General features: G+C 47.3%; 17 protein-coding genes. 16 read left to right on the plus strand and 1 reads right to left on the minus strand.

What is annotated here, in order from left to right; all coding sequences use genetic code 11:
* Positions 1-8 precede the first annotated feature (8 nt).
* Entirely contained in the window at positions 9-188 is a 180-nt protein-coding gene (locus C7R91_RS29145; RefSeq protein WP_133257456.1) for a hypothetical protein, read from the minus strand.
* A gap of 133 nt (positions 189-321) precedes the next feature.
* Here C7R91_RS29145 and C7R91_RS14665 point away from each other — a divergent pair, with 133 nt between their 5' ends.
* The 16 genes from C7R91_RS14665 (at position 322) to C7R91_RS14740 (ending at position 19,428) form a co-directional block, all read left to right on the plus strand.
* The gene (locus C7R91_RS14665) at positions 322-1,020 is read left to right on the plus strand and encodes a hypothetical protein (protein ID WP_047069026.1); all 699 of its coding nucleotides are present in this window, start codon (positions 322-324) and stop codon (positions 1,018-1,020) included.
* Positions 1,021-1,049: 29 nt separating this feature from the next.
* Positions 1,050-1,529 carry a cell wall elongation regulator TseB-like domain-containing protein gene (locus C7R91_RS14670; RefSeq protein ID WP_047069027.1) on the plus strand — a complete coding sequence of 160 codons (480 nt, stop codon included), beginning with the start codon at positions 1,050-1,052 and terminating at the stop codon, positions 1,527-1,529.
* 152 nt (positions 1,530-1,681) lie between these two features.
* Complete coding sequence (locus tag C7R91_RS14675; RefSeq protein ID WP_047069028.1) at positions 1,682-2,209, plus strand: hypothetical protein; 528 nt, start codon at positions 1,682-1,684, stop codon at positions 2,207-2,209.
* The gene (locus C7R91_RS14680) at positions 2,202-3,713 is read left to right on the plus strand and encodes an AAA family ATPase (protein WP_047069029.1); all 1,512 of its coding nucleotides are present in this window, start codon (positions 2,202-2,204) and stop codon (positions 3,711-3,713) included. The genes C7R91_RS14675 and C7R91_RS14680 overlap by 8 nt, the downstream gene beginning before the upstream one ends.
* A gap of 178 nt (positions 3,714-3,891) precedes the next feature.
* A complete protein-coding gene (locus C7R91_RS14685) occupies positions 3,892-6,690 on the plus strand; it encodes a WIAG-tail domain (RefSeq protein ID WP_047069030.1) in 2,799 nt (932 codons plus the stop codon).
* 216 nt (positions 6,691-6,906) lie between these two features.
* Entirely contained in the window at positions 6,907-8,196 is a 1,290-nt protein-coding gene (gene asnS, locus C7R91_RS14690; RefSeq protein WP_047069031.1) for an asparagine--tRNA ligase, read from the plus strand.
* A gap of 123 nt (positions 8,197-8,319) precedes the next feature.
* Positions 8,320-9,003, plus strand: coding sequence for a DnaD domain-containing protein (locus C7R91_RS14695; protein ID WP_047069032.1), 684 nt, complete (start codon positions 8,320-8,322; stop codon positions 9,001-9,003).
* Positions 9,004-9,108: 105 nt separating this feature from the next.
* Positions 9,109-9,531, plus strand: coding sequence for a hypothetical protein (locus C7R91_RS14700; protein ID WP_047069033.1), 423 nt, complete (start codon positions 9,109-9,111; stop codon positions 9,529-9,531).
* Positions 9,512-10,684, plus strand: coding sequence for a glycosyltransferase family 4 protein (locus tag C7R91_RS14705; RefSeq protein WP_047069034.1), 1,173 nt, complete (start codon positions 9,512-9,514; stop codon positions 10,682-10,684). The genes C7R91_RS14700 and C7R91_RS14705 overlap by 20 nt, the downstream gene beginning before the upstream one ends.
* 122 nt (positions 10,685-10,806) lie before the next feature.
* The gene (locus tag C7R91_RS14710) at positions 10,807-11,853 is read left to right on the plus strand and encodes a glucose-1-phosphate thymidylyltransferase (RefSeq protein WP_047069035.1); all 1,047 of its coding nucleotides are present in this window, start codon (positions 10,807-10,809) and stop codon (positions 11,851-11,853) included.
* Entirely contained in the window at positions 11,850-12,653 is an 804-nt protein-coding gene (locus C7R91_RS14715; RefSeq protein ID WP_047069036.1) for a glycosyltransferase family 2 protein, read from the plus strand. Before C7R91_RS14710 ends, C7R91_RS14715 begins: the two co-directional genes overlap by 4 nt.
* Positions 12,650-13,600: an NAD-dependent epimerase/dehydratase family protein gene (locus tag C7R91_RS14720; RefSeq protein WP_047069037.1), complete on the plus strand. Its 951-nt coding sequence runs from the start codon at positions 12,650-12,652 to the stop codon at positions 13,598-13,600. Before C7R91_RS14715 ends, C7R91_RS14720 begins: the two co-directional genes overlap by 4 nt.
* Before the next feature lie 26 nt (positions 13,601-13,626).
* On the plus strand, positions 13,627-14,700 hold the full coding sequence (locus C7R91_RS14725) for a glycosyltransferase (RefSeq protein WP_047069038.1): 1,074 nt from the start codon (positions 13,627-13,629) through the stop codon (positions 14,698-14,700).
* A gap of 12 nt (positions 14,701-14,712) precedes the next feature.
* A complete protein-coding gene (locus C7R91_RS14730) occupies positions 14,713-15,999 on the plus strand; it encodes a UDP-glucose dehydrogenase family protein (protein WP_047069039.1) in 1,287 nt (428 codons plus the stop codon).
* Between the two features lie 97 nt (positions 16,000-16,096).
* A complete protein-coding gene (gene pepF, locus C7R91_RS14735) occupies positions 16,097-17,956 on the plus strand; it encodes an oligoendopeptidase F (protein ID WP_047069040.1) in 1,860 nt (619 codons plus the stop codon).
* A 248-nt stretch (positions 17,957-18,204) separates the two neighbouring features.
* Positions 18,205-19,428, plus strand: a complete 1,224-nt coding sequence (locus C7R91_RS14740; protein ID WP_047069041.1) for an efflux RND transporter periplasmic adaptor subunit — start codon at positions 18,205-18,207, stop codon at positions 19,426-19,428.
* Positions 19,429-19,430 lie beyond the last annotated feature (2 nt).

Raw genomic sequence — 19,430 nt, forward strand, 5'->3', positions numbered from 1 at the left:
ATTTGATACTACGACGTTCCGTTGTTCATTTTTGCCACAGCTTTTGTCAGGAGATGATGGCGAAAATGAAGAGTGGGTGTGTGCGACCATTGACGCAAGGGAGACGACAATCCTGCCCAGGAGACGCGGTATTCCTGTAACAGAAACCCAAGTATGTCAGGAGATGTGGTTTGTTGCGAAGATGTCACGCGCTCACCTCCTCGGGGTGTATGTGTAGTATGACCGCCCGACCTTAAGCTATGATTAGCAACTTTTCCGTGTCGTTCTAAAACCTTCCCGTATAGCATAGGCTAAAGACAAAAATGGGACAGGGGGGACGACATGTACATCCGGCCCAAAATGCTGTGGTGGCTCATTCCAATCCTACTCGGTCTATTTCTCCTCGGGGTTGTATTGGGGACAGTAAGTAGATCAGCCAATACAGGCAGCACAAATACTGCGTCTGCGGTCAGACAAACAACGGGGACGGAGCAGACGACGGTAGCGGAGCTTTTGAAGCAGATCACGAGGGACGAAGAACGCTCATTTCTGGTTTACATGCAGGATCAGACCTTGCATGGGCGATATCAAAATGAACAATTTCAGCTCGCAGGAGAAATCGGTGGCCACCAGCTCGAAATAGCCAGAAGAGATGGGCAGGCAGTATCGGTGCGAATTGATGGCCAGATACAGGATCATGCTGCACTGCCGTATGCGATGTTCACCCCATATGAGCACGCAGTATTGCTCAAGGGAGTTTTGCAATCGGTCAGTCCTGAACGTCTTGAGGATACTGCGGGGCAAGGATGGAGTGGATATCGGATAGCGGTCCCATCTGAGAAAGTCTCTTCGCTATTATCGATGTGGCTAGGCCCATCCTTCCCTATTCATGATTTGACTTCGAATGTCACGAACGGAATGAAAGTCAATTACCAACTATGGTACGAGTCAACTACGGGGCAGCTTCGTCAACTGGAGCTGGATTTGCAAATACAAACGGCAGTTGGAGTGAAGAGAGACCAGCTTCGATTCCGATTGTAATGTCAGCCACGTAAAGGAGTTACTTTGCTGTGTTAGTACGAATTATCCTATCAATCGTAGCCGTCATTTTACTTACGGGAGCTGGGTTCGCCTATCACCTGACGGCTTCTGTAGCAGGAGCGCGCAATCAATTTGAGGAGACCGTTCGTCAGTGGGTCAGCGATCGCACGACGATCACGGAGATTGAATCCATTGATGAATACCGAGGCAAGGAGAGCTACGCTGTCGTCATTGGGAAAAATAAAGCGGGGACACAAGTAGTAGCTTGGATGACCGATCAGAAAGTTAGCTTTGATCGCATGGATCTTGCTGTTCCAAAAAAGAATGTAGAAGAGGCGGTTTACAAGTCCTTCCCGCAATCGGAGATCACTCATTTGGTTCCTGGTCTCGAAAACGATAAGAAATTTTGGGAAGTCACTGTCAAAGACAAAGACGGTCGTTTTCACTACATTCACTATGATCTTTTCACTGGCGCTTTGTTAACCTCATACGTGCTCGCGCCAACCTAAGACGCTTGCAAAACGACAGGCCTTTTCCTTATGGGAGAAGGCCTGTTTGGCATTCCATCCAACATATGTATAAGAAAATGATATACTCATATGATATACTGTGAATGTTGCATAGAGAGAAAACGAGAACGATAATTATGGGGGGAGTAGCCGTGCAGTTGAAAAAGAGCGCAATTGGATTATCTTTGGTGGCAACATTGGCACTCCTGTTCGGCGGATGGTTCTTGTATCAAAAGATGGAGATTGAGGAGCCAATCCGTGCAGAAATAGGACAGATGCAGTCCGCAACATTGGGCAATTTGGAGATCAGCAAAGATAAAATTCAAATAGATGTAACTGTTACAAAACCAGACGCTTTTCCAGCAGAATATCGTAATCTGCTAGCGGAAACACAAAAGATCGCAGGGGAAAAAGAAGTGGTCATTGACATCGACAACGAGTCGACAACGATGAACGATATCTGGCAAAGCGGTCAATTTGTGTTTACAGAAGCGGTGGAGTTGCATGAATATAGCCGCATTCCAGCCCTCGTGGAACAATGGAAACAGGGGAATCAGCTCGACGAAGCATCTGCATTGATGGATGACGAGAATATTTATGTTTACTTGAAAAAAGGAACGGAGGATTTCTACACCATCATCCCCCGTTCGATTGAAAAAGAGGTGACGGCACGTGCGTAAAGAAATACTGATCGGCGTCGTACCTGCACTGTTGATTTTTCTTGTTTTTCTAGGTGTAAACATTACGCCATTCTTGGTGTTCGGAGCCGTACTGGGTGCGATTTATTTTCTGGTCATCCGCCAGCAAAATGGACAAGGCGGGAATGTTGCCCTCGGAGGGAAAAGAAAAGTAAACAAGCATGAGCTGCCGAAATCGGACGTGCAATTTGCCGATATCGGTGGACAGGAACGCGCCAAAAAAGAACTGAAAGAATCGCTTGATTTTCTCGTGTATAAGGACAAAATAGAGCAGTACGGGATTCGCCCTATCAAAGGTGTTCTTTTGACAGGACCTCCTGGTACGGGTAAGACCCTGATGGCAAAAGCGGCAGCGAACTATACAAATTCTGCTTTTGTTGCGGCATCAGGTTCCCAGTTTGTAGAGATGTACGTCGGTGTCGGTGCACAACGCGTCCGTGAACTGTTTCAAGAAGCGAAGGCATTAGCAGAGAAAAATGGGCAAGACAGCGCGATTATTTTTATCGATGAAATCGATGTCGTCGGTGGAAAAAGGGACGGTCAACAGCAGCGTGAATACGATCAAACCTTGAATCAACTGTTGACGGAGATGGATGGTGTAGCTACGACTGACAAGCCGCGGGTTTTAGTCATGGCAGCTACGAACCGGAAGGACATGCTCGACGCAGCGCTGTTGCGGCCTGGTCGTTTTGATCGTCATATTAGCGTTGATCTTCCAGACAAGCCAGCGCGCGAGCAGATTTTGACCATTCATACGGCCAATAAACCGCTAGGCGAGGACGTCACACTGGAAAAAGTGGCTCAGGAGACATTCGGATTTTCTGGCGCACAGCTGGAAAGTGTAGCGAATGAAGCAGCCATTTACGCCATGCGTGACCGTCAGGAAAAGATCACTGCGAAGCATTTTGCTTATGCCGTAGACAAGGTCATGCTCGGTGAGAAGGTAGATCGTCAAGCATCAGAGGAAGAGAAGAAGCGCGTTGCTCTCCATGAACTGGGACATGCCATTGTCAGCGAGAGCGTGCGACCAGGCTCTGTCTCGCAGGTCACGCTGAGTCCACGTGGCAAAGCACTAGGATATGTCCGACAAAATCCAATGGAAGACCGCTATCTGTATACCAAGGAAGCGATGGAGAAGCAAATCATGGTTAGCCTTGGGGGAGCCGTAGCGGAGGAAATCTACTACGGTGGGCGCAGTACTGGTTCGAAGAATGACTTTGAGCAAGCACTGGGAATGGCACAGGAAATTGTACAAAGCGGTATGTCCGAGCTGGGGATTGTACATTTGCAATACGTGGATAAGAATCGGATTCATGACGAGGTTGAGCGTCTGCTGGAAGGATTGCTCGAAGAAACTCGCAATCTTTTGAGACAGTATGACTCCGTATTCCAAATGGGCTTGCATACATTGTTGGAAGCGGAAGTTTTGCAAGGTGATGAGTTCAGGGCGCTATTGTCACAAACTAAGGAAGAAGTAGCTGTATAAAGTGAAGATAAAGAACCTGCTAGCCAATGGAAGATAGGCGAAGCAGGTTTTTTTGTGTTTGCTGGCAACTTAGGCAAATCAGGATGAAACAATTTTGTAGACACGGTGCCAAATAGGTAAATGGATGAATATCCTACAAAAGTGATACGGGAATGAAATCAGGAGGCAAGGAGACCCTATGGCCAATGTGAACCGGCGAAAAGCTAACAAAAGTCTGAGCAAAACCTTTAGGCAGACCATGCACGAGTTACCGCTCTCATATACATCATCACCTGATCGGGAGTGGATGGAAGACCTCGAATTAAATCTGCTTGAAAGTAATTTGGAGAGCACTCACAGAATACCTCCCCTCTCTGCAGCCACACCGAAAGAGCAACAAAAACCGATTCCCAAAGTACCCAAGCAGGACCTATCCTCCAAACAGGACTCGTTTTCCAGACAGGATTTAACTTCCAGACAGGATTCAACTTCCAAACAGGATTCAACCTCGAGGCAGGATACAACTTCCAAACAGGATACATCTTCTAAACAAAACGCATCTTCCAAACAAAACGTATCCTCCAAACAAAGTTCAACTGCCAATCCGAACTTTTATTCAAAGGTCATCAAAGACCGAAATGATGATCGTGTCCAATCATTTGTCTATACAGACGACTTGACAGATCAATCGGTGACAACAGAAAAAATTGCGAACCGTGCCATTGATGCGTCCAAGATTAAGCAAGGCGCCGTGGATAATTCGATTTTGAAGGATTATGCGGTGGACAGCAGCAAACTCGCGGACAAGAGCGTAACCTCCACCAAACTCGCACCGCATGCGGTACAGAGGGATCATCTGGGGCAGGGAATCGTAAGTGGAGAGCACTTGCAGGATTACTCGATTTCCGCGCAAAAATTGATCAACCATAGCATTACGTCCGAAAAGTTAGCCGATAAAACCATTGACTCGATGAAATTTGCCGACCACTCGATCCAGAGCAAGCATATTCAGGAGCAAGCGATCACGAATGAGTTGATCCAGGATCAATCGATTACCTCGGAAAAAATAAAGATGGGGACTATTCAAACAGGTAATCTCGCCAACTATGTGATTAACACAGTGAAGCTTGAGGATGGAGCTGTCACAGGCGATAAATTACGCGATGGAGCAGTAACTTCCACGAAGATAGATGAAGATGCAATTGAGTCTCAGCATATTCGTGAAGGCTCCATTTACCACCATCATCTCACGGAAGAGCTAATAGATGGCAGCAACATTAGCGCTGGCAGCATCACGGATCATCACATCGCATTTCAAGCCATTTATAGCCAGCATCTACATCCAGAAGCGGTGACCAGTGATAAAGTGGGGCCATATGCGATATTGACTGAGCATTTGGACAACAACAGTGTCACGGCAGAAAAGCTCGCCAAAGAGTCAATCGGCAGCACACATTTACAAGCTGGCAGTGTCCTATCGAGTCACTTGCAAGACGGGATGCTGACGGCTAAAAAAATTGGGGATCAGCAAATTACCACAGCCAAGATAGCTGATAAGGCTATCACTACTGACAAATTGGCGAACAGGAGTGTAGGAGAGCAACACTTGCTCGATGAGAGTGTAAGCTCACGACATCTGATTGACGGGTCCATTCGCTCAGAAAAGCTGGCAAGAAGATCTGTAGAAGAACAGCATTTGACTGACAGACTCATTGGGGGCAATCATCTACGCGAGTACATCATCCAGACCCAGCACCTGCATGACCATTTGGTGACCACATCAAAATTGGCGCCGGAATCTGTTTCCACAGACAAAATTTCAGATCTAAGCATTACGACAAGCAAACTTGGAGATGCCGTAATCACAGCGCCCAAAATAGCCAAAGATGCGATCAAGACACGCCATCTGGGCAGATCAGCCGTCACGGGCGAAAAGATTGCGGAAAAAGCAATTTCATCTACACATCTCAACAGTCATATCATTCAAGCAGACCATCTTCAGGGTAACTCCATTTCCAAGGAAAAAATACAGGACGGCAGTATCACTCGAGAAAAAATAGCCGATCAGAGTATTGATGCGAGCAAGCTAGATAGCCATTCCGTTCATGGTGCGCATGTCATAAAAGGCAGCTTGGATGGAACTCATATTAAGGAAGGAACGCTTAAAGGAAGTCATCTAATTAGCAGGAGCATAACAGAACAGCATCTGCAAAACCGGATCATTACGCAGGAAAAACTGGCAGAGGACTCCGTGACCGGTTCTAAAATTGCGTCCAAAGCTGTCACTACGCATCACATTGCGGATCAGTCGATTGATGCTGAGAAATTATCCTTTCCGGTAATTGAGACGCATAATCATATAGGAATAACCTTGCAACAATACGGTTTCGTCCCCTTCAGGCTTTCTGCCGCAAGCAAGTCTACAGATGTGACCGTTCGATTGCCACAGCCTTATGCGGATACCCATTATTGTATGGTGGCAATGACAAATCAACCAGGAATTTATACGTCGCTTAAATACACGAAAAGGACCTCCGCGATCATCACCGTATTTCGCAATCAAGAGGGGCAGGAAGCGACTGGGGTGATTCACTGGATTGGGATTGGGGTAAAAGGAGTAGATGTCCCACACGAAATGTTGGAATGGTCAACAGAGAGGCGACAACTGGAGGCAGAAGAAGTCGAGGACGATCACGATCACGACTTTGAAGAGGAAGACATGGATAATGAAGATACGGATGATGAAGACATGGAAGATGAGGACGTGGAAGACGAAGATACAGATGATGAAGACGTGGAAGATGAGTACATGGAAGACGAAGATACAGATGATGAAGACGCGGAAGAGGAAGACATGGAAGACGAAGATTCGGATGATGAAGACATGGAAGATGAGTACACGGAAGAGGATGACATGGAGGATCACGACACGGATGAAAGTGATTTCGAACAAGATTATGAAAGTAGTGAAGAATACGATTTCGAGAACGATAAATAATTCGGTAGGAAACAACAATGGGGCGAGTGGATGATTCAGAAGCAGGGAGGCCGATGTTGAGATCAGGTCTCCCAAATGCAAAATTGTTTACATAACTATTTTATGGTTAACATTGTACAGGGAGACTTTCATTGAATTTGCAGGCCCCCAATAGTATAATTGTTTGGTATACTTAGTCTGTATTTGCGTGGCATGGTAAATGGAGGGAATCATTCAATGTTGACGACGATTGCCCGAATCGGGCGGCATGTTGGACAAGAAGTACGCCTAGGATGCTGGTTATACAACAAACGTAGCAGCGGCAAGATTCAATTTTTGCAGCTTCGCGACGGATCTGGCTTCATCCAAGGTGTAGTAGTAAAAGCGGAAGTAGCGGAAGAAGTGTGGGAGAATGCATCGCAGCTCACACAAGAAAGCTCACTTTACATAACCGGTGTAGTTCGTGCGGATGACCGCGCACCAAGCGGTTACGAACTGACAGTAACTGGTGTGGAAATTATTCAGATCGCCGAGGAATATCCGATTTCCTTGAAGGAACACGGTGTTGACTTCCTCATGGACCATCGCCACCTGTGGCTGCGTTCTCCACGTCAGCGTGCAGTCATGGCTGTGCGTTCCGAGGTGATTCGCGCCATGTATGAGTTCTTCCACGAGAACGGGTTCGTAAAAGTAGATCCACCAATTTTGACACCGACCTCTGCGGAAGGTACCACGAATCTGTTCCATACCAAATATTTTGATGAGGATGCGTATCTCTCGCAGTCCGGCCAGCTTTATATGGAAGCAGCCGCAATGGCGTTAGGTCGCGTTTACTCTTTCGGTCCAACTTTCCGCGCCGAGAAATCCAAGACACGTCGTCACTTGATCGAGTTCTGGATGATCGAGCCGGAGATGGCTTTCGTGGATCACGAAGAAAATCTGCGTATTCAAGAAGCGTTTGTTTCTCATGTGGTACAATCCGTATTGAAAAACTGTGAGCGCGAACTGAAAACGCTGGAGCGCGATACAACAAAAATGCAAAATGTAACGGGATCGTTCCCACGCATCTCTTATGATGATGCGATCAAACTCTTGCAGGAAAAAGGTAGCGAGATCAAATGGGGAGACGACTTCGGAGCACCGGATGAGACGATGATTGCGGATCACTTTGACAAGCCTGTTTTCATCACTCATTATCCTACCGAAATCAAGGCTTTTTACATGAAGCCACACCCTGAACGTCCAGAAGTGGTTCTGTGCGCGGATATGATCGCACCGGAAGGCTACGGTGAAATCATCGGGGGTAGCCAGCGGATTGATGATCCAGAACTCTTGAAGAAACGTTTTGCTGAGCATGAGCTTTCGGAAGAGGCTTATCGCTGGTATATGGATCTGCGCAAATATGGTACCGTTCCTCACTCCGGCTTTGGTTTGGGTCTGGAGCGTACGATTGCATGGATTTGCGGTCTGGATCATGTGCGTGAAACCATTCCATTCCCACGCATGCTGAATCGTCTCTATCCATAAGAGAGTTCCTTTATCGATGAACGATCTACACCCTGTTGCGAGAGGGCAGCAGGGTGTTCCTATTGTTTGACAGCGCGTTTTACGCACTCCCTTGTTATTCCAACCCAGAGGTGAATATGCGTTATGGACTCCCATATATTGCAATTGTTGCAAGAAGGAGCAACATCCGTCTCCAACCTTCTTTTGAAAATGTATAAGCGTATGTCATTGACTGATGACGAGATGATGCTACTGATTCATTTGCTGTCCTTTCAGCAGGAAGGGAATCGATTCCCGACCTTAACTGAGCTGGAGGAACGCATGTCCATGACCAGCAGGAGATTGATTCAATCTCTTCAAAAGCTATTAAAAGAAGATTGGATTACGATAGATGAGTTTATTGATCCACAAACTGGCATGCGTCATGAGCAATACAATTTGACCCCGTTGTACAAAAAGCTGTACCACACCTGGCGGGAGCAGCAAGCAGACCCGAGAAGCATAGACCCTTATATGGAAGTGGCCGTTTCTCTGGATGCCGAACCTGTTGCCATTTACGCTCGTTTTGAGCAGGCATTTGGCCGCCCGCTAGCGCCGTTTGAATTGGAGAATATCCATATGTGGACCGAACAGGACGGCTATCAGGAAGAATTGATTTTGACTGCTTTGCGTGAGGCTGCAACCGTCGGCAAGCTCCACATCCGCTATATCGACAGAATCTTGCTCGAATGGCAAAAGCAACAGATAACAACCGTAGAACAAGCGCGTCTTTACAGCTTAAACTTCCGCAGACAAGCAAATATGAAAGACCATGGGCAACCGCTTTGATTTCAACCAAATCAAGCGGTTTTTTCTATGTCACCGTACACGTACCCATTTTCCTTGTCTGTCATAACATATTACGTAGATGCAAGCTTCAGGAGGCGATGACTTGTGGAAAAACGCAAAAAATGGGATCTGTCTCATTGGGTGACACCAGGTGTGTTTTCAGGAAGTTATGTCGTAGATGAGGCAGTTCAACGTATTTCAATCGTAAAAGCCAATGAAAAGCAGGATGAGGAAGTAACGGAAAACGTCCAGGAGCTGGTCGTAAATACAACAGTAGAGCAGCCAAAGGAACTGGTCTTGGAACCTACCTTTGAAATTATTATGAGAGAGACAGATGAGGCAGTCGTGGAACAGGTTCACAAGCTTGAGCAAGAAGTGATGGAACTGAAAGAGGCGCTTGCTTTGTGGGAAGAAAGATGGGAGAAGCTTGAAGGAAACCATACAAAACAATTGCAGTACTTGTATCAAGTAGTTCTTTCACTGAAAAAGGAGTGGGAGCTCGAGCGAAATGAACATCGCAATTATTAGTCCGGGTCCCTTTTCTGTGCCACCGGTCAAAGGAAGCTCAGTCGAACATGATATTGATGAGGTCACAAAGATGATCGAGCCCATGCATAACGTTACGATCTACACTCGTCAATGTGCGACCTACCCAACCTCATCCGTGGAAGAAAACCGGCAGTTCATTCGTGTCCCGTATCAAGGGCCAAAGCCATATTTACGCCGGATTATTAACCATATCAAGAAGAATAAGCCCGATGTCATTCTTGTGGAAAATAGACCGATCTATGTTCTCACATTAAAACGCCATTTTCCCAAGATCCCGGTCTTTGTGAATATGCACTCTCACGTGTACGGGTCACAGCCGATTATCAGTAAGGAAAACATGCGGCGTGCCGTTCGACTGGCAACGGGTTTTATTACGAACAGTGAATTTTTACGTCAACATTTTATTCGGACGTGCAAGATTCCAGCGAATAAAATTCATGCGGTTCATCTCGGAGTCGATGTCACGCCTTATCAGGTTGCAAAGATAGCGGTCAAAAAAATGCGTCAAGAACTCGGATTGAAGCCAGATGATCGCGTCTTGTTTTATGCCGGCAGACTCATGCGCGGAAAAGGGGTACATGTGCTGATCAAAGCCTTTCGCCAGGTGAGCAAACAAGACCCGAAAGCCAGACTCGTCATTGTAGGCGGTACGGGATACGGCAGCAATCGCCTGAATCCATATGTTCGCGAGCTCAAGCGCCTTGCGAAGCCCTTAGGGGAAAAGGTGCGTTTCGTCAATTTCGTCCCATCCGCAAAAATGCCGCTTTACTATCAAATTGGGGATGTCGTAGCGACACCGTCTGTTTGGAAAGAAGCGTTTTGCCGTGTCAATTTAGAGGCAATGGCTTCCGGAAAGCCTGTCATTTCCACTCCGCGTGGCGGCATTCGTGAAGTCGTTGCCCACGAGAAAAGTGGCTTTATCATCCCGCCAAAAGATTGGGAAAAAGGATTGCCTGCTGTCTGGGAACTGTTGTGGAGTTCACCAGCTATCCGGAATGAAATGGGCAAACAGGCCCTACAACGAGCAAAGTTTTTTTCTTGGTATGCAACCGCGCAAGGTTATCTGAACGTATTTGAAACCGTAGTGCCAACACGAGTTGAAGAGAAACAACAGCTTTTAAAAACAGGTTGATTCGACTGAAAATGATGTAGGTGGTTGCCTTTTCTTTCGCCGATGTGGACGTCTGCCCTGTCCAGCTATCCAGATACGCATACCTTATAAGTATCGCAGAGCACAACTGGGGAGTGATACTTGTGAAAGGGTTAATCTTGTGTGCTGGACGTGGGTCGCGACTGCACCCCTTTTCCTATTCGCAACCGAAAACCCTCCTCCCTGTGGCCAATCACCCGGTCTTACACTATTGCATTCGCAAACTGCGTGAAGTGGGCATTCAGGACATTGGCATCGTGATACATCCTTCACAATCACAGATTCCTCCCATGGTGGGCGATGGTAGTCAATTCGGGGCTACCATTACGTTTATCCGGCAGGAGGTAAGACTGGGAATTGCCCATGCTGTCCAGCTAGCGCAACCGTTTTTGCAAGACGAACCGTTTATCTTGCTACTAGGTGATAATTTATTGATGGATTCACTTCACGGGCTTACCAAAGCGTTTACGAAGGGGAAATCTGACGGTGTCGTGATGCTGAGTCAAGTGGAGAGACCACAGGATTATGGGATTGCAGAAGTACAAAAAGGACGATTAATCTCTGTAGAGGAAAAGCCACGTCAGCCAAAGAGCAACCTGGCAGTGATTGGCGCATATCTGTTTACGCCACCTATTTTTGAGTCGATTGCTACCCTGCAGCCATCTCCCCGAGGCGAACTAGAAATAACGGATGCGATTCAATCGATGATTAATCGCGGATTCAAATTGGCCCATTCCGTCACCAACGGAAAGTATTCGGATGTGGGAACCATCGATCGCTGGCTGGAGGCCAACCAGTGGATGCTTACGAGGGAGCTAGGCAATCAACATCAAATTGGCAAAGGAACCATTGTGAAAAATTCGAAGATTACGGGTCCCGTACTAATTGGTGATGATTGTGTGATTGAAAATTGCCAAATCGGACCGTACGTCTCGATCCAAAATGGCGTAAGCTTGAAAAATTGCTCGTATCTCGAAAATAGTATCTTGCTGGAAAACTGCTCGTTGCATGATATTGCATGGAAAATAACAAACAGCGTTTTTGGCCGCTCATCGATGATGACGGGTCAATCTTCTAACAGTACGGGCGTTTTCATTGTAAGCGACAAATCGTCCATTTGCATTCCGGCTGTTAAGAGGGAGGACGTATGAATCCGACCTTTACTGTAGTCATTCCGACCTACAATCGCGCCAAGTTTATTCGCAAAGCCATTAAAAGTGTCTTGAATCAAACCTCAAAAGATTGGAAGCTGTTGATCATTGACGATGCGTCCACCGATCGAACCAGAAGTAAAATTGAAAAATATATGTACCACCCAAACATTATGTATCATCGAATGGAACAAAATTCTGGAATCGGCAAAGTCATGAATCAGGCATTGTCAATGGTAGATACCCCTTATCTTGTACAACTCGACTCCGATGACTGGTTACCGAAACGAACGCTGGCCGTACTCAAAAAGTACATTCACAAAAGCAAGAAGAGCACAGCTCTCTTCTATGGGAACATGAACATCTGGAAAGTTAAACGCGGAAAATATACCAAGACGATTAAAGTGAAGCACAAGACATTTCATAACAAATACCAGTTTCTGAAGTACAATCGCTGGATGGTTTCTCCGCGTTGCTATCGTGTAGAAGCCCTACATCAAGTGGGTGGTTGGGACACCTCGGATCGGTATGAGGGAAGGATTATGGAGGATCGGCGAATCATTTTGCGATTAATTGAAAAGTATCGGGTGAGGTACATCAACAAAACCCTTTACAACCGGACGAAGCATAAAGGTCAGCTCACGGATAGCAAGATGAAATTCCGCCGTAATTATTTGCGAAAAAAAACATTCAAATTTTATCTGAAAAGGTGGGGCAAGAAATACAAGGCCATCTATGGTTACAAGGACGGTTATTTAGTCATTAGAAGGCTCAAGAAAGTGAGGCGTCGGAGGCGATGAAGAAAGCTCTTGTCACCGGCTGTGCAGGTTTTATTGGGTCTCATTTGACGCAGCGATTGTTGAACGATGGCGTGACAGTCATCGGGATCGACGGATTCATCGATAACTACGATGTAGCTGCGAAACTGCGTAATCTGGCCGAAATAGGAAAGCACCCTGCCTTCACCTTCCACTCTACAACGCTTCAGACGGGGCGTTGGGACATTTGGCTCGAGAACGTCGATGTCGTTTTCCATCTCGCTGCCTTGCCGGGCGTGAGAAATAGCTGGGGAAAGTCCTTCGCTGATTATGTTAGCCATAATATTTTGGCCACACAAGAATTACTGGAGGCTTGCTTGCAAAGACCGAAGCCGCCTGTCATCGTGGTCTCGTCCTCCTCTTCGGTATACGGGACGATGCAAGGGACAGTAACCAATGAGAATGCGCCTCTTCGCCCAGTTTCCCCGTATGGGGTGACCAAGGAAGCGATGGAGCAAATCTGCTCGGTTTATGTGAAAGCTTATGGACTCCCGGTTACCATGCTGCGCTACTTTACGGTATACGGTCCCAGACAGCGTCCCGATATGGCTTTTCATCGCTTCTTTCGTCAAATGATGAAAGGCGAAGAGGTCATCGTCTATGGTGATGGCCAGCAATCACGAGACTTTACGTATGTGACAGACGCTGTAGAGGCGAATCTGCTCGCTGCACAGCACGCTGTTCCTGGTGACATTTTTAATGTAGGTGGAGAGCGGGAAATCAAGCTCATCGATGTGCTGTCCATCATGGGCACGTTAATGAATCTGACCCCTCGCATTACGTATCAAAATGGTCCGGCAGGTGACTCCCTACGAACCTGTGCGGATATCCAATTTGCCCAACAACGCTTGGGATACAAACCAAAAGTGGCACTGGAAGAGGGCCTTCGCCATCAATTAGCAGAGATTCGTTCGCAATCGAAGGGGTAACACCCGTCATAAAGGAGGCCAGTTGCATGCATCGGGTCCTCGTTTATCGCAGAAAGTTTCTTCCCAAGAGTGAGACATTTATTTACGAGCAATTGCTTGGACATCAAGTGGTCAAACCCGTGGTGTTGACCCGACAGCGAGCCTTTAACCGAAAACAATTTCCTTATTCGCCGGTCTATGTGCGCAAGCATATGGCCGGCCTCTCCACTTGGCTGCGACGAAAAAAAATTAAATGCCTGCATGCCCGTTTTGGTCCTGCTGGATTAGAATTGCTTCCTTATGCACAAAAAAGCAAGCTCCCCCTGATCACTTCCTTTCACGGCTTTGATGCGACCAAGCGCGTAAAAGAAAATCCAGTGTACAGACGGTCCCTTAAGCGTCTCTTTCGAAAGGGCCAGGCGTTTACAGTCGTCAGCAATCACATGAGAAAGCGATTGATTCATCTGGGCTGTCCCCCGTCCAAAATTACCCTTATCCGCTCAGGAATTGATTTGCGCAAATTTCCCATGCTGCCTCCACAGCCCGTGGAAAATGGGGAGTACCGATTGCTAAGCGTAGGGAGACTGACTGAAAAAAAGGGGATGGATACGCTAATCAAGGCGTTTACTCACGTGCATAAAAAACACCCCAAGGCGAAGCTAATCATCGTCGGTGATGGAGAAGAAAAAAAGAAGCTCAAACGACTGATCAAGAAAAACAATTTAGGGACACAAGTCGTGCTCAAAGGGGCTCTGCCACATCGTGAAGTCCAGCGTGAACTGGCCAAGTGCCATTTATTCATCATCGCATGCAAGACAGCGAGAAATGGCAATCAAGAGGGAATCCCCAATGTCATCATGGAAGCGATGGCCAGTGGACGCCCTGTCATTTCCACCTATCACGCGGGGATTCCGGAGCTGGTCGAAAACAAAGTGACGGGATATTTGGTCCCGGAGAAATCGCCGACTGCGCTCGGGAAAATGATAAACCGTGTACTAACAGATAGTCACGAGTGGGCACAAATCACGACGGAGGCTCGACTGAAGGTAGAAAAAAACCACGATATCCATAAGCAACGGATGAGGCTAGAAGAGCTTTATTTGCGTGTGTCGAAAAAATGATGAGGTGAAGGAATGAAAGTTGCCGTTATTGGGACCGGTTACGTAGGTTTGACGACTGCTGTTTCCCTAGCCATGAACGGTCATCAGGTGACTGGTATTGATCTCGTTGCATCCAAAGTAGAAAAACTGCGCCAAGGGATCTCGCCGATTTACGAGCCGGGCTTAGATGAGGCATTGAAAAAAGTATTGGATGATGGCGCGCTTACATTTTATACGGATCTGACGGAGGCGAAGGACGCAGAGATTTTTTTCATTTGTGTAGGGACACCTGAAGCAGCCGACGGCACAGCCGATTTAACCTATTTACTCGGGGCTGTTTCTGACATTGAAAAGGTCCATTCGCTCGCACCGCAAGAACGCATCGTGGTAATCAAGAGTACCGTACCAGTCGGAACTGGCGAAAAAGTAGCGGGGATGCTGGCTGGCTGCCAAGGGGTATCTGTTGCATCCAACCCGGAGTTTTTACGGGAAGGGAGTGCATTGTTGGACGCATTGGAGCCTTCTCGAATTGTCATTGGCGTAGATAATCCTCAGGCAGCGGCTGGCATGGAGGAACTGTACAACGGTGTAAAGGCACCGCGAGTTATCACCACCAGAGCAAACGCGGAGCTGATCAAATACGCTTCAAATGCATTTTTGGCTACCCGAATCTCCTTCATGAATGAACTGGCACGGTTAAGTACTGCTCTGGGGACGGATATTGTGACGATCTCGCGAGGAATGGGACTGGACAGCCGAATCGGTCCGCAATTTTTACGGGCAGGAGTAGGCTATGGCGGCTCTTGTTTTCCGAAGGATACGATTGCGCTATTGCGGCTCGCAGCTGAGCACAATATTCACTTGAGTATTTTGGATAAAGTGCGAGAGGTGAATAATACGCAGCCTGTCTGGTTTTTGGAGCAGCTGTGCTTGCAACTCCCTGATCTGAAAGGCAAACAAATTGCCGTTCTGGGGTTGACGTTTAAACCGGATACGGATGACATCCGCGAAGCGCCATCGCTCAAATTGATAGAAGCACTCCTGCAAAAAGGCGCTTCCGTGAAGGCGTATGATCCGATTGGAGCATCTGATGTCAGCAAACAGTTTCCACAGATCACGTATACGCAATCCGCGGAAGAAGCATGCGAGGGAGCACAAGCCGCATTATTAGTCACAGAATGGGAACAGTGTGTCCAACTGGATTGGAAACGGGTTCATCAAAGCATGGCGCAGCCTCTGTTGGTAGACGGACGAAATGCCTGGCCGAACCAGGAGGTAAAGGAAGCGGGATTTCACTATATTGGAGTAGGGAGAAGCTGACTTTTCCATTTCGGGAAAGCTCGGCTTTTTTTCTGTGGAAAGCGTGGAAGTGCCTGATTGATTTGAACCTGTAGGCATAATACGATAGGATACACATATGGATGATTTGACCATTTCATCTTACATGAATAACGAGGGAGTGATCACGGTGAATAAAAGCAAAACACTGCCGAAACGCAGTGACGTCCCCGCTGAATACAAATGGCGTCTTGAGGACATGTATCCCACGGATAATGATTGGGAAGCGGACGTACAAAAAGTAAAACAACTTACAGAAAAAATTGCAGCAATGAAAGGCTCTCTTGCTACTTCCGGTAAACAGTTGCTGGCCGTGTTGACTCTGCAAGACGAATTGTTGAAGACGCTTGACCAAGTGTACGTCTATGCACGTATGCGTCGAGACGAAGACAATGCGAATAGCAAGTATCAAGGGTTGACTGACAGAGCAACTAGTCTGAGCACGCAAGTATACGGTTCCATTTCGTATATACAGCCGGAGATTTTGGCGATTCCCACGGAAGACTTGCAGACGTGGATCAAAGAAGTAGAAGGTCTTGAGCACTACCGCATTTTGTTGGAAGAGATTACTCGCTTTAAGCCACATACGCTATCCGCCGAGGAAGAAGCATTACTGGCAAACATGAGCGAGCTTGCGTCCTCTCCATCCAAAATTTTTGGGATGCTCAACAACGCAGACATGAAATTTCCGATGATCACAGATGAAAACGGCGAAGAAGTCGAGCTGACCAAGGGACGCTATACGCAGTTCATGGAAAGCAAGGACCGACGTGTGCGCAAAGAAGCATTCGAAGCATTGTACAGTACATATGGTAAGTTCCGTAATACGATCGCGGCCTCGCTGACATCTGCCATCAAAGGGGATGTTTTCTACGCGCGGACGAGAAGATATCCGTCTGCCCTGTACGCAGCCTTGTTTGCTGACAATGTGGAGCTCCCTGTGTATGATAATTTGATTGCAACGATCCATGAGCATCTTCCGCTCATGCACCGATACATTGCCTTGCGCAAAAAATTATTGGGCGTTGATGAATTGCACATGTACGATTTGTACGTGCCGATCGTACCTGAAACGGACATGAAAATCCCTTATGACCAAGCTGTCTCTACGATCAAAGAAGCACTTCATCCGCTAGGTGAGGAGTACGGTCGCATTTTGGATGAGGGCTTTTCCAACGGTTGGATCGATGTGCATGAAAACGAAGGGAAGACAAGCGGAGCCTACTCATGGGGTGCTTATACATCCCATCCGTTTGTCCTCATGAACTACCAGGACAACATCAACAACATGTTTACGCTGGCACATGAGATGGGGCATGCCTTGCATAGCTACTATTCCAATCACGCACAGCCTTACACGTATGCCGATTACAAGATTTTCGTAGCAGAAGTAGCCTCCACACTGAACGAAGCATTGCTGATGAATCATTTGCTCGAGACGACGACAGATAAGAAACAGCGTATGTATTTGATTAATCATTATCTGGAGCAGTTCCGTGGCACCGTATTCCGTCAAACCATGTTTGCCGAGTTTGAGAAAATCGTGCACGCAAAAGAAGAGCAGGGAGAACCGCTGACAGCCGAATCTCTCAGTACGATATACCGTGAGCTCAATGTTGCCTATCACGGTCCAGATATGGTCGTAGACAGCGAAGTTGATTTGGAATGGGCGCGGATACCTCATTTCTATCGTGGCTTTTATGTGTATAAGTACGCGACTGGCTTCTCAGCCGCGACGTCTCTTTCCAAGCAGATTTTGGAGGAAGGTCAGCCAGCTGTGGATCGTTATTTACAGTTCCTCAAGGGCGGCAGCTCAGATTATCCGCTCAATCTGCTCAAGGGCGCAGGCGTAGACATGACGTCGCCAACACCGATTGCGGAAGCATTGAGTGTCTTCAAGGAATTGCTCGAAGAACTGGAACAGTTGGTCGAACAATAACATAGACCAAATTCAAAAGGCAGTTCAAGTCTAGGACTTGGCTGCTTTTTTTTGTAAATTTCTCTTCAAGATCGTCCAATAAAAGGTAACTTTCCCAGTCCTCTCGCGTATCTATTTATGCGCTGTAAGGTACTGTTCTCCGTCTCGGGGCGGATATGAATTTCCACCCGCTGACTGTTTTGCAGCAGAGGTAAAAACTGGCACAATTACGCCATGAGGAATGATTGTGAAAATTTGGAGGAATTCTTGTGAAAAAACGGGCATCGATTATTCTGGCTTCGGTAATGTTAGTCGCTGCTGGTTGTTCAGCACCAGCACCAGAGGCACCACAGCAGACAGAGGCAAAAGCGAAGGTAGTAGAGGTAGTGAAGGTACAAAAGGCAACAAAGCCAGTGATGCTCGCAGTTACAGGGATGGTGGAAGCCAAGAGGGACGCGGTGCTGTCGTTTGGTACAGGTGGAACAATCTCAGCGATCTCCGCCACCAAAGGAGCAAAAATCGCGCAAGGTCAGCTATTGGCCACATTGGATACGCGCTACACCCAAAAAGAGATTGCAGCAGCACAGGGGCAGGTGGAGGAAGCAGCAGCGCGTAAAATCAAGACGTTAAAGGGAGCGACAGCAGAAGCGATTGAGCAGAAGCGTTTGCAGGTAAAAAGCGCGCAAGACAGTCTGGATAAAGCAAAGCAGGATCTCGCAACAAGTGAGAAGCTGTTTGCTGGTGGAGCCATTTCGCAAAACGAAATAAATGCGAGTAAACGGGCCGTTACGCAAGCAGAGATTACACTGCGTGACGCTCAGCTGTCTCTGAATGAGCTGCAAAAAGGAGCAGAACCAGAAGATGTCATGGTTGCCAACGCATCGATTAAAGCTGCTGCAGGTGGTGTAGACCGTGCGAAGAAGAGCTTGGATGATGCGAAAATTCAGGCGCCATTTGCGGGAACAGTCGTCGACGTAAGGCTGCAAATCGGAGAGCAGGCTTCTCCAGGTCAAGAAATTATTCGTATTGTTGACTTGTCTGATGTAAAAGTAACCTTGGATGTCTCCAATGACTTGATCGGTCAATTCCGTGAAAAAACGAAAGTGCAGGCTTTGTCGGACGATGGTAAGAAAAGTGAAGGAACCATTGCATTTATATCTCCCGTAGTGAACAAGGATACAGGGAAGTACCGCGTCGAGATCACGATTCCGAATGCAGATGGTTACTGGCGTGGAGGAATGGCAGCTACGATTGAGGTACCGCGCCAAGTGAATGGCTTCCTCGTACCGCTGGAAAGTGTCGGCGTGAGTCAAACCGACCATTATGTGATGGCAGTAGAGAATGGCCTGACTGTAAGAAAACCAGTGAAGACCGGTCAAATGGTCGGAGACTCCATCGAAATCATATCTGGAGTGAAAGAAGGCGACCAGCTCCTGCGCAGTGGAATTACGTTCTACGTCGAAGGGCAAAAAGTAGAGGCGAAGGGAGAATAGTT

Origin of the sequence: Brevibacillus formosus, from assembly GCF_003013405.1 — a bacterium.
GTDB classification, from domain to species: domain Bacteria; phylum Bacillota; class Bacilli; order Brevibacillales; family Brevibacillaceae; genus Brevibacillus; species Brevibacillus formosus.

Excerpts from the sequence above, each read along its gene's own strand:
- C7R91_RS14730 (WP_047069039.1), top strand. The coding sequence starts at position 14,713 with ATGAAAGTTGCCGTTATTGGGACCGGTTACGTAGGTTTGACGACTGCT.
- C7R91_RS14665 (WP_047069026.1), top strand. The coding sequence starts at position 322 with ATGTACATCCGGCCCAAAATGCTGTGGTGGCTCATTCCAATCCTACTC.
- C7R91_RS14715 (WP_047069036.1), top strand. The coding sequence starts at position 11,850 with ATGAATCCGACCTTTACTGTAGTCATTCCGACCTACAATCGCGCCAAG.
- asnS (WP_047069031.1), top strand. The coding sequence starts at position 6,907 with ATGTTGACGACGATTGCCCGAATCGGGCGGCATGTTGGACAAGAAGTA.
- pepF (WP_047069040.1), top strand. The coding sequence starts at position 16,097 with ATGGATGATTTGACCATTTCATCTTACATGAATAACGAGGGAGTGATC.
- C7R91_RS14725 (WP_047069038.1), top strand. The coding sequence starts at position 13,627 with ATGCATCGGGTCCTCGTTTATCGCAGAAAGTTTCTTCCCAAGAGTGAG.
- C7R91_RS14720 (WP_047069037.1), top strand. The coding sequence starts at position 12,650 with ATGAAGAAAGCTCTTGTCACCGGCTGTGCAGGTTTTATTGGGTCTCAT.
- C7R91_RS14685 (WP_047069030.1), top strand. The coding sequence starts at position 3,892 with ATGGCCAATGTGAACCGGCGAAAAGCTAACAAAAGTCTGAGCAAAACC.
- C7R91_RS14705 (WP_047069034.1), top strand. The coding sequence starts at position 9,512 with ATGAACATCGCAATTATTAGTCCGGGTCCCTTTTCTGTGCCACCGGTC.
- C7R91_RS14695 (WP_047069032.1), top strand. The coding sequence starts at position 8,320 with ATGGACTCCCATATATTGCAATTGTTGCAAGAAGGAGCAACATCCGTC.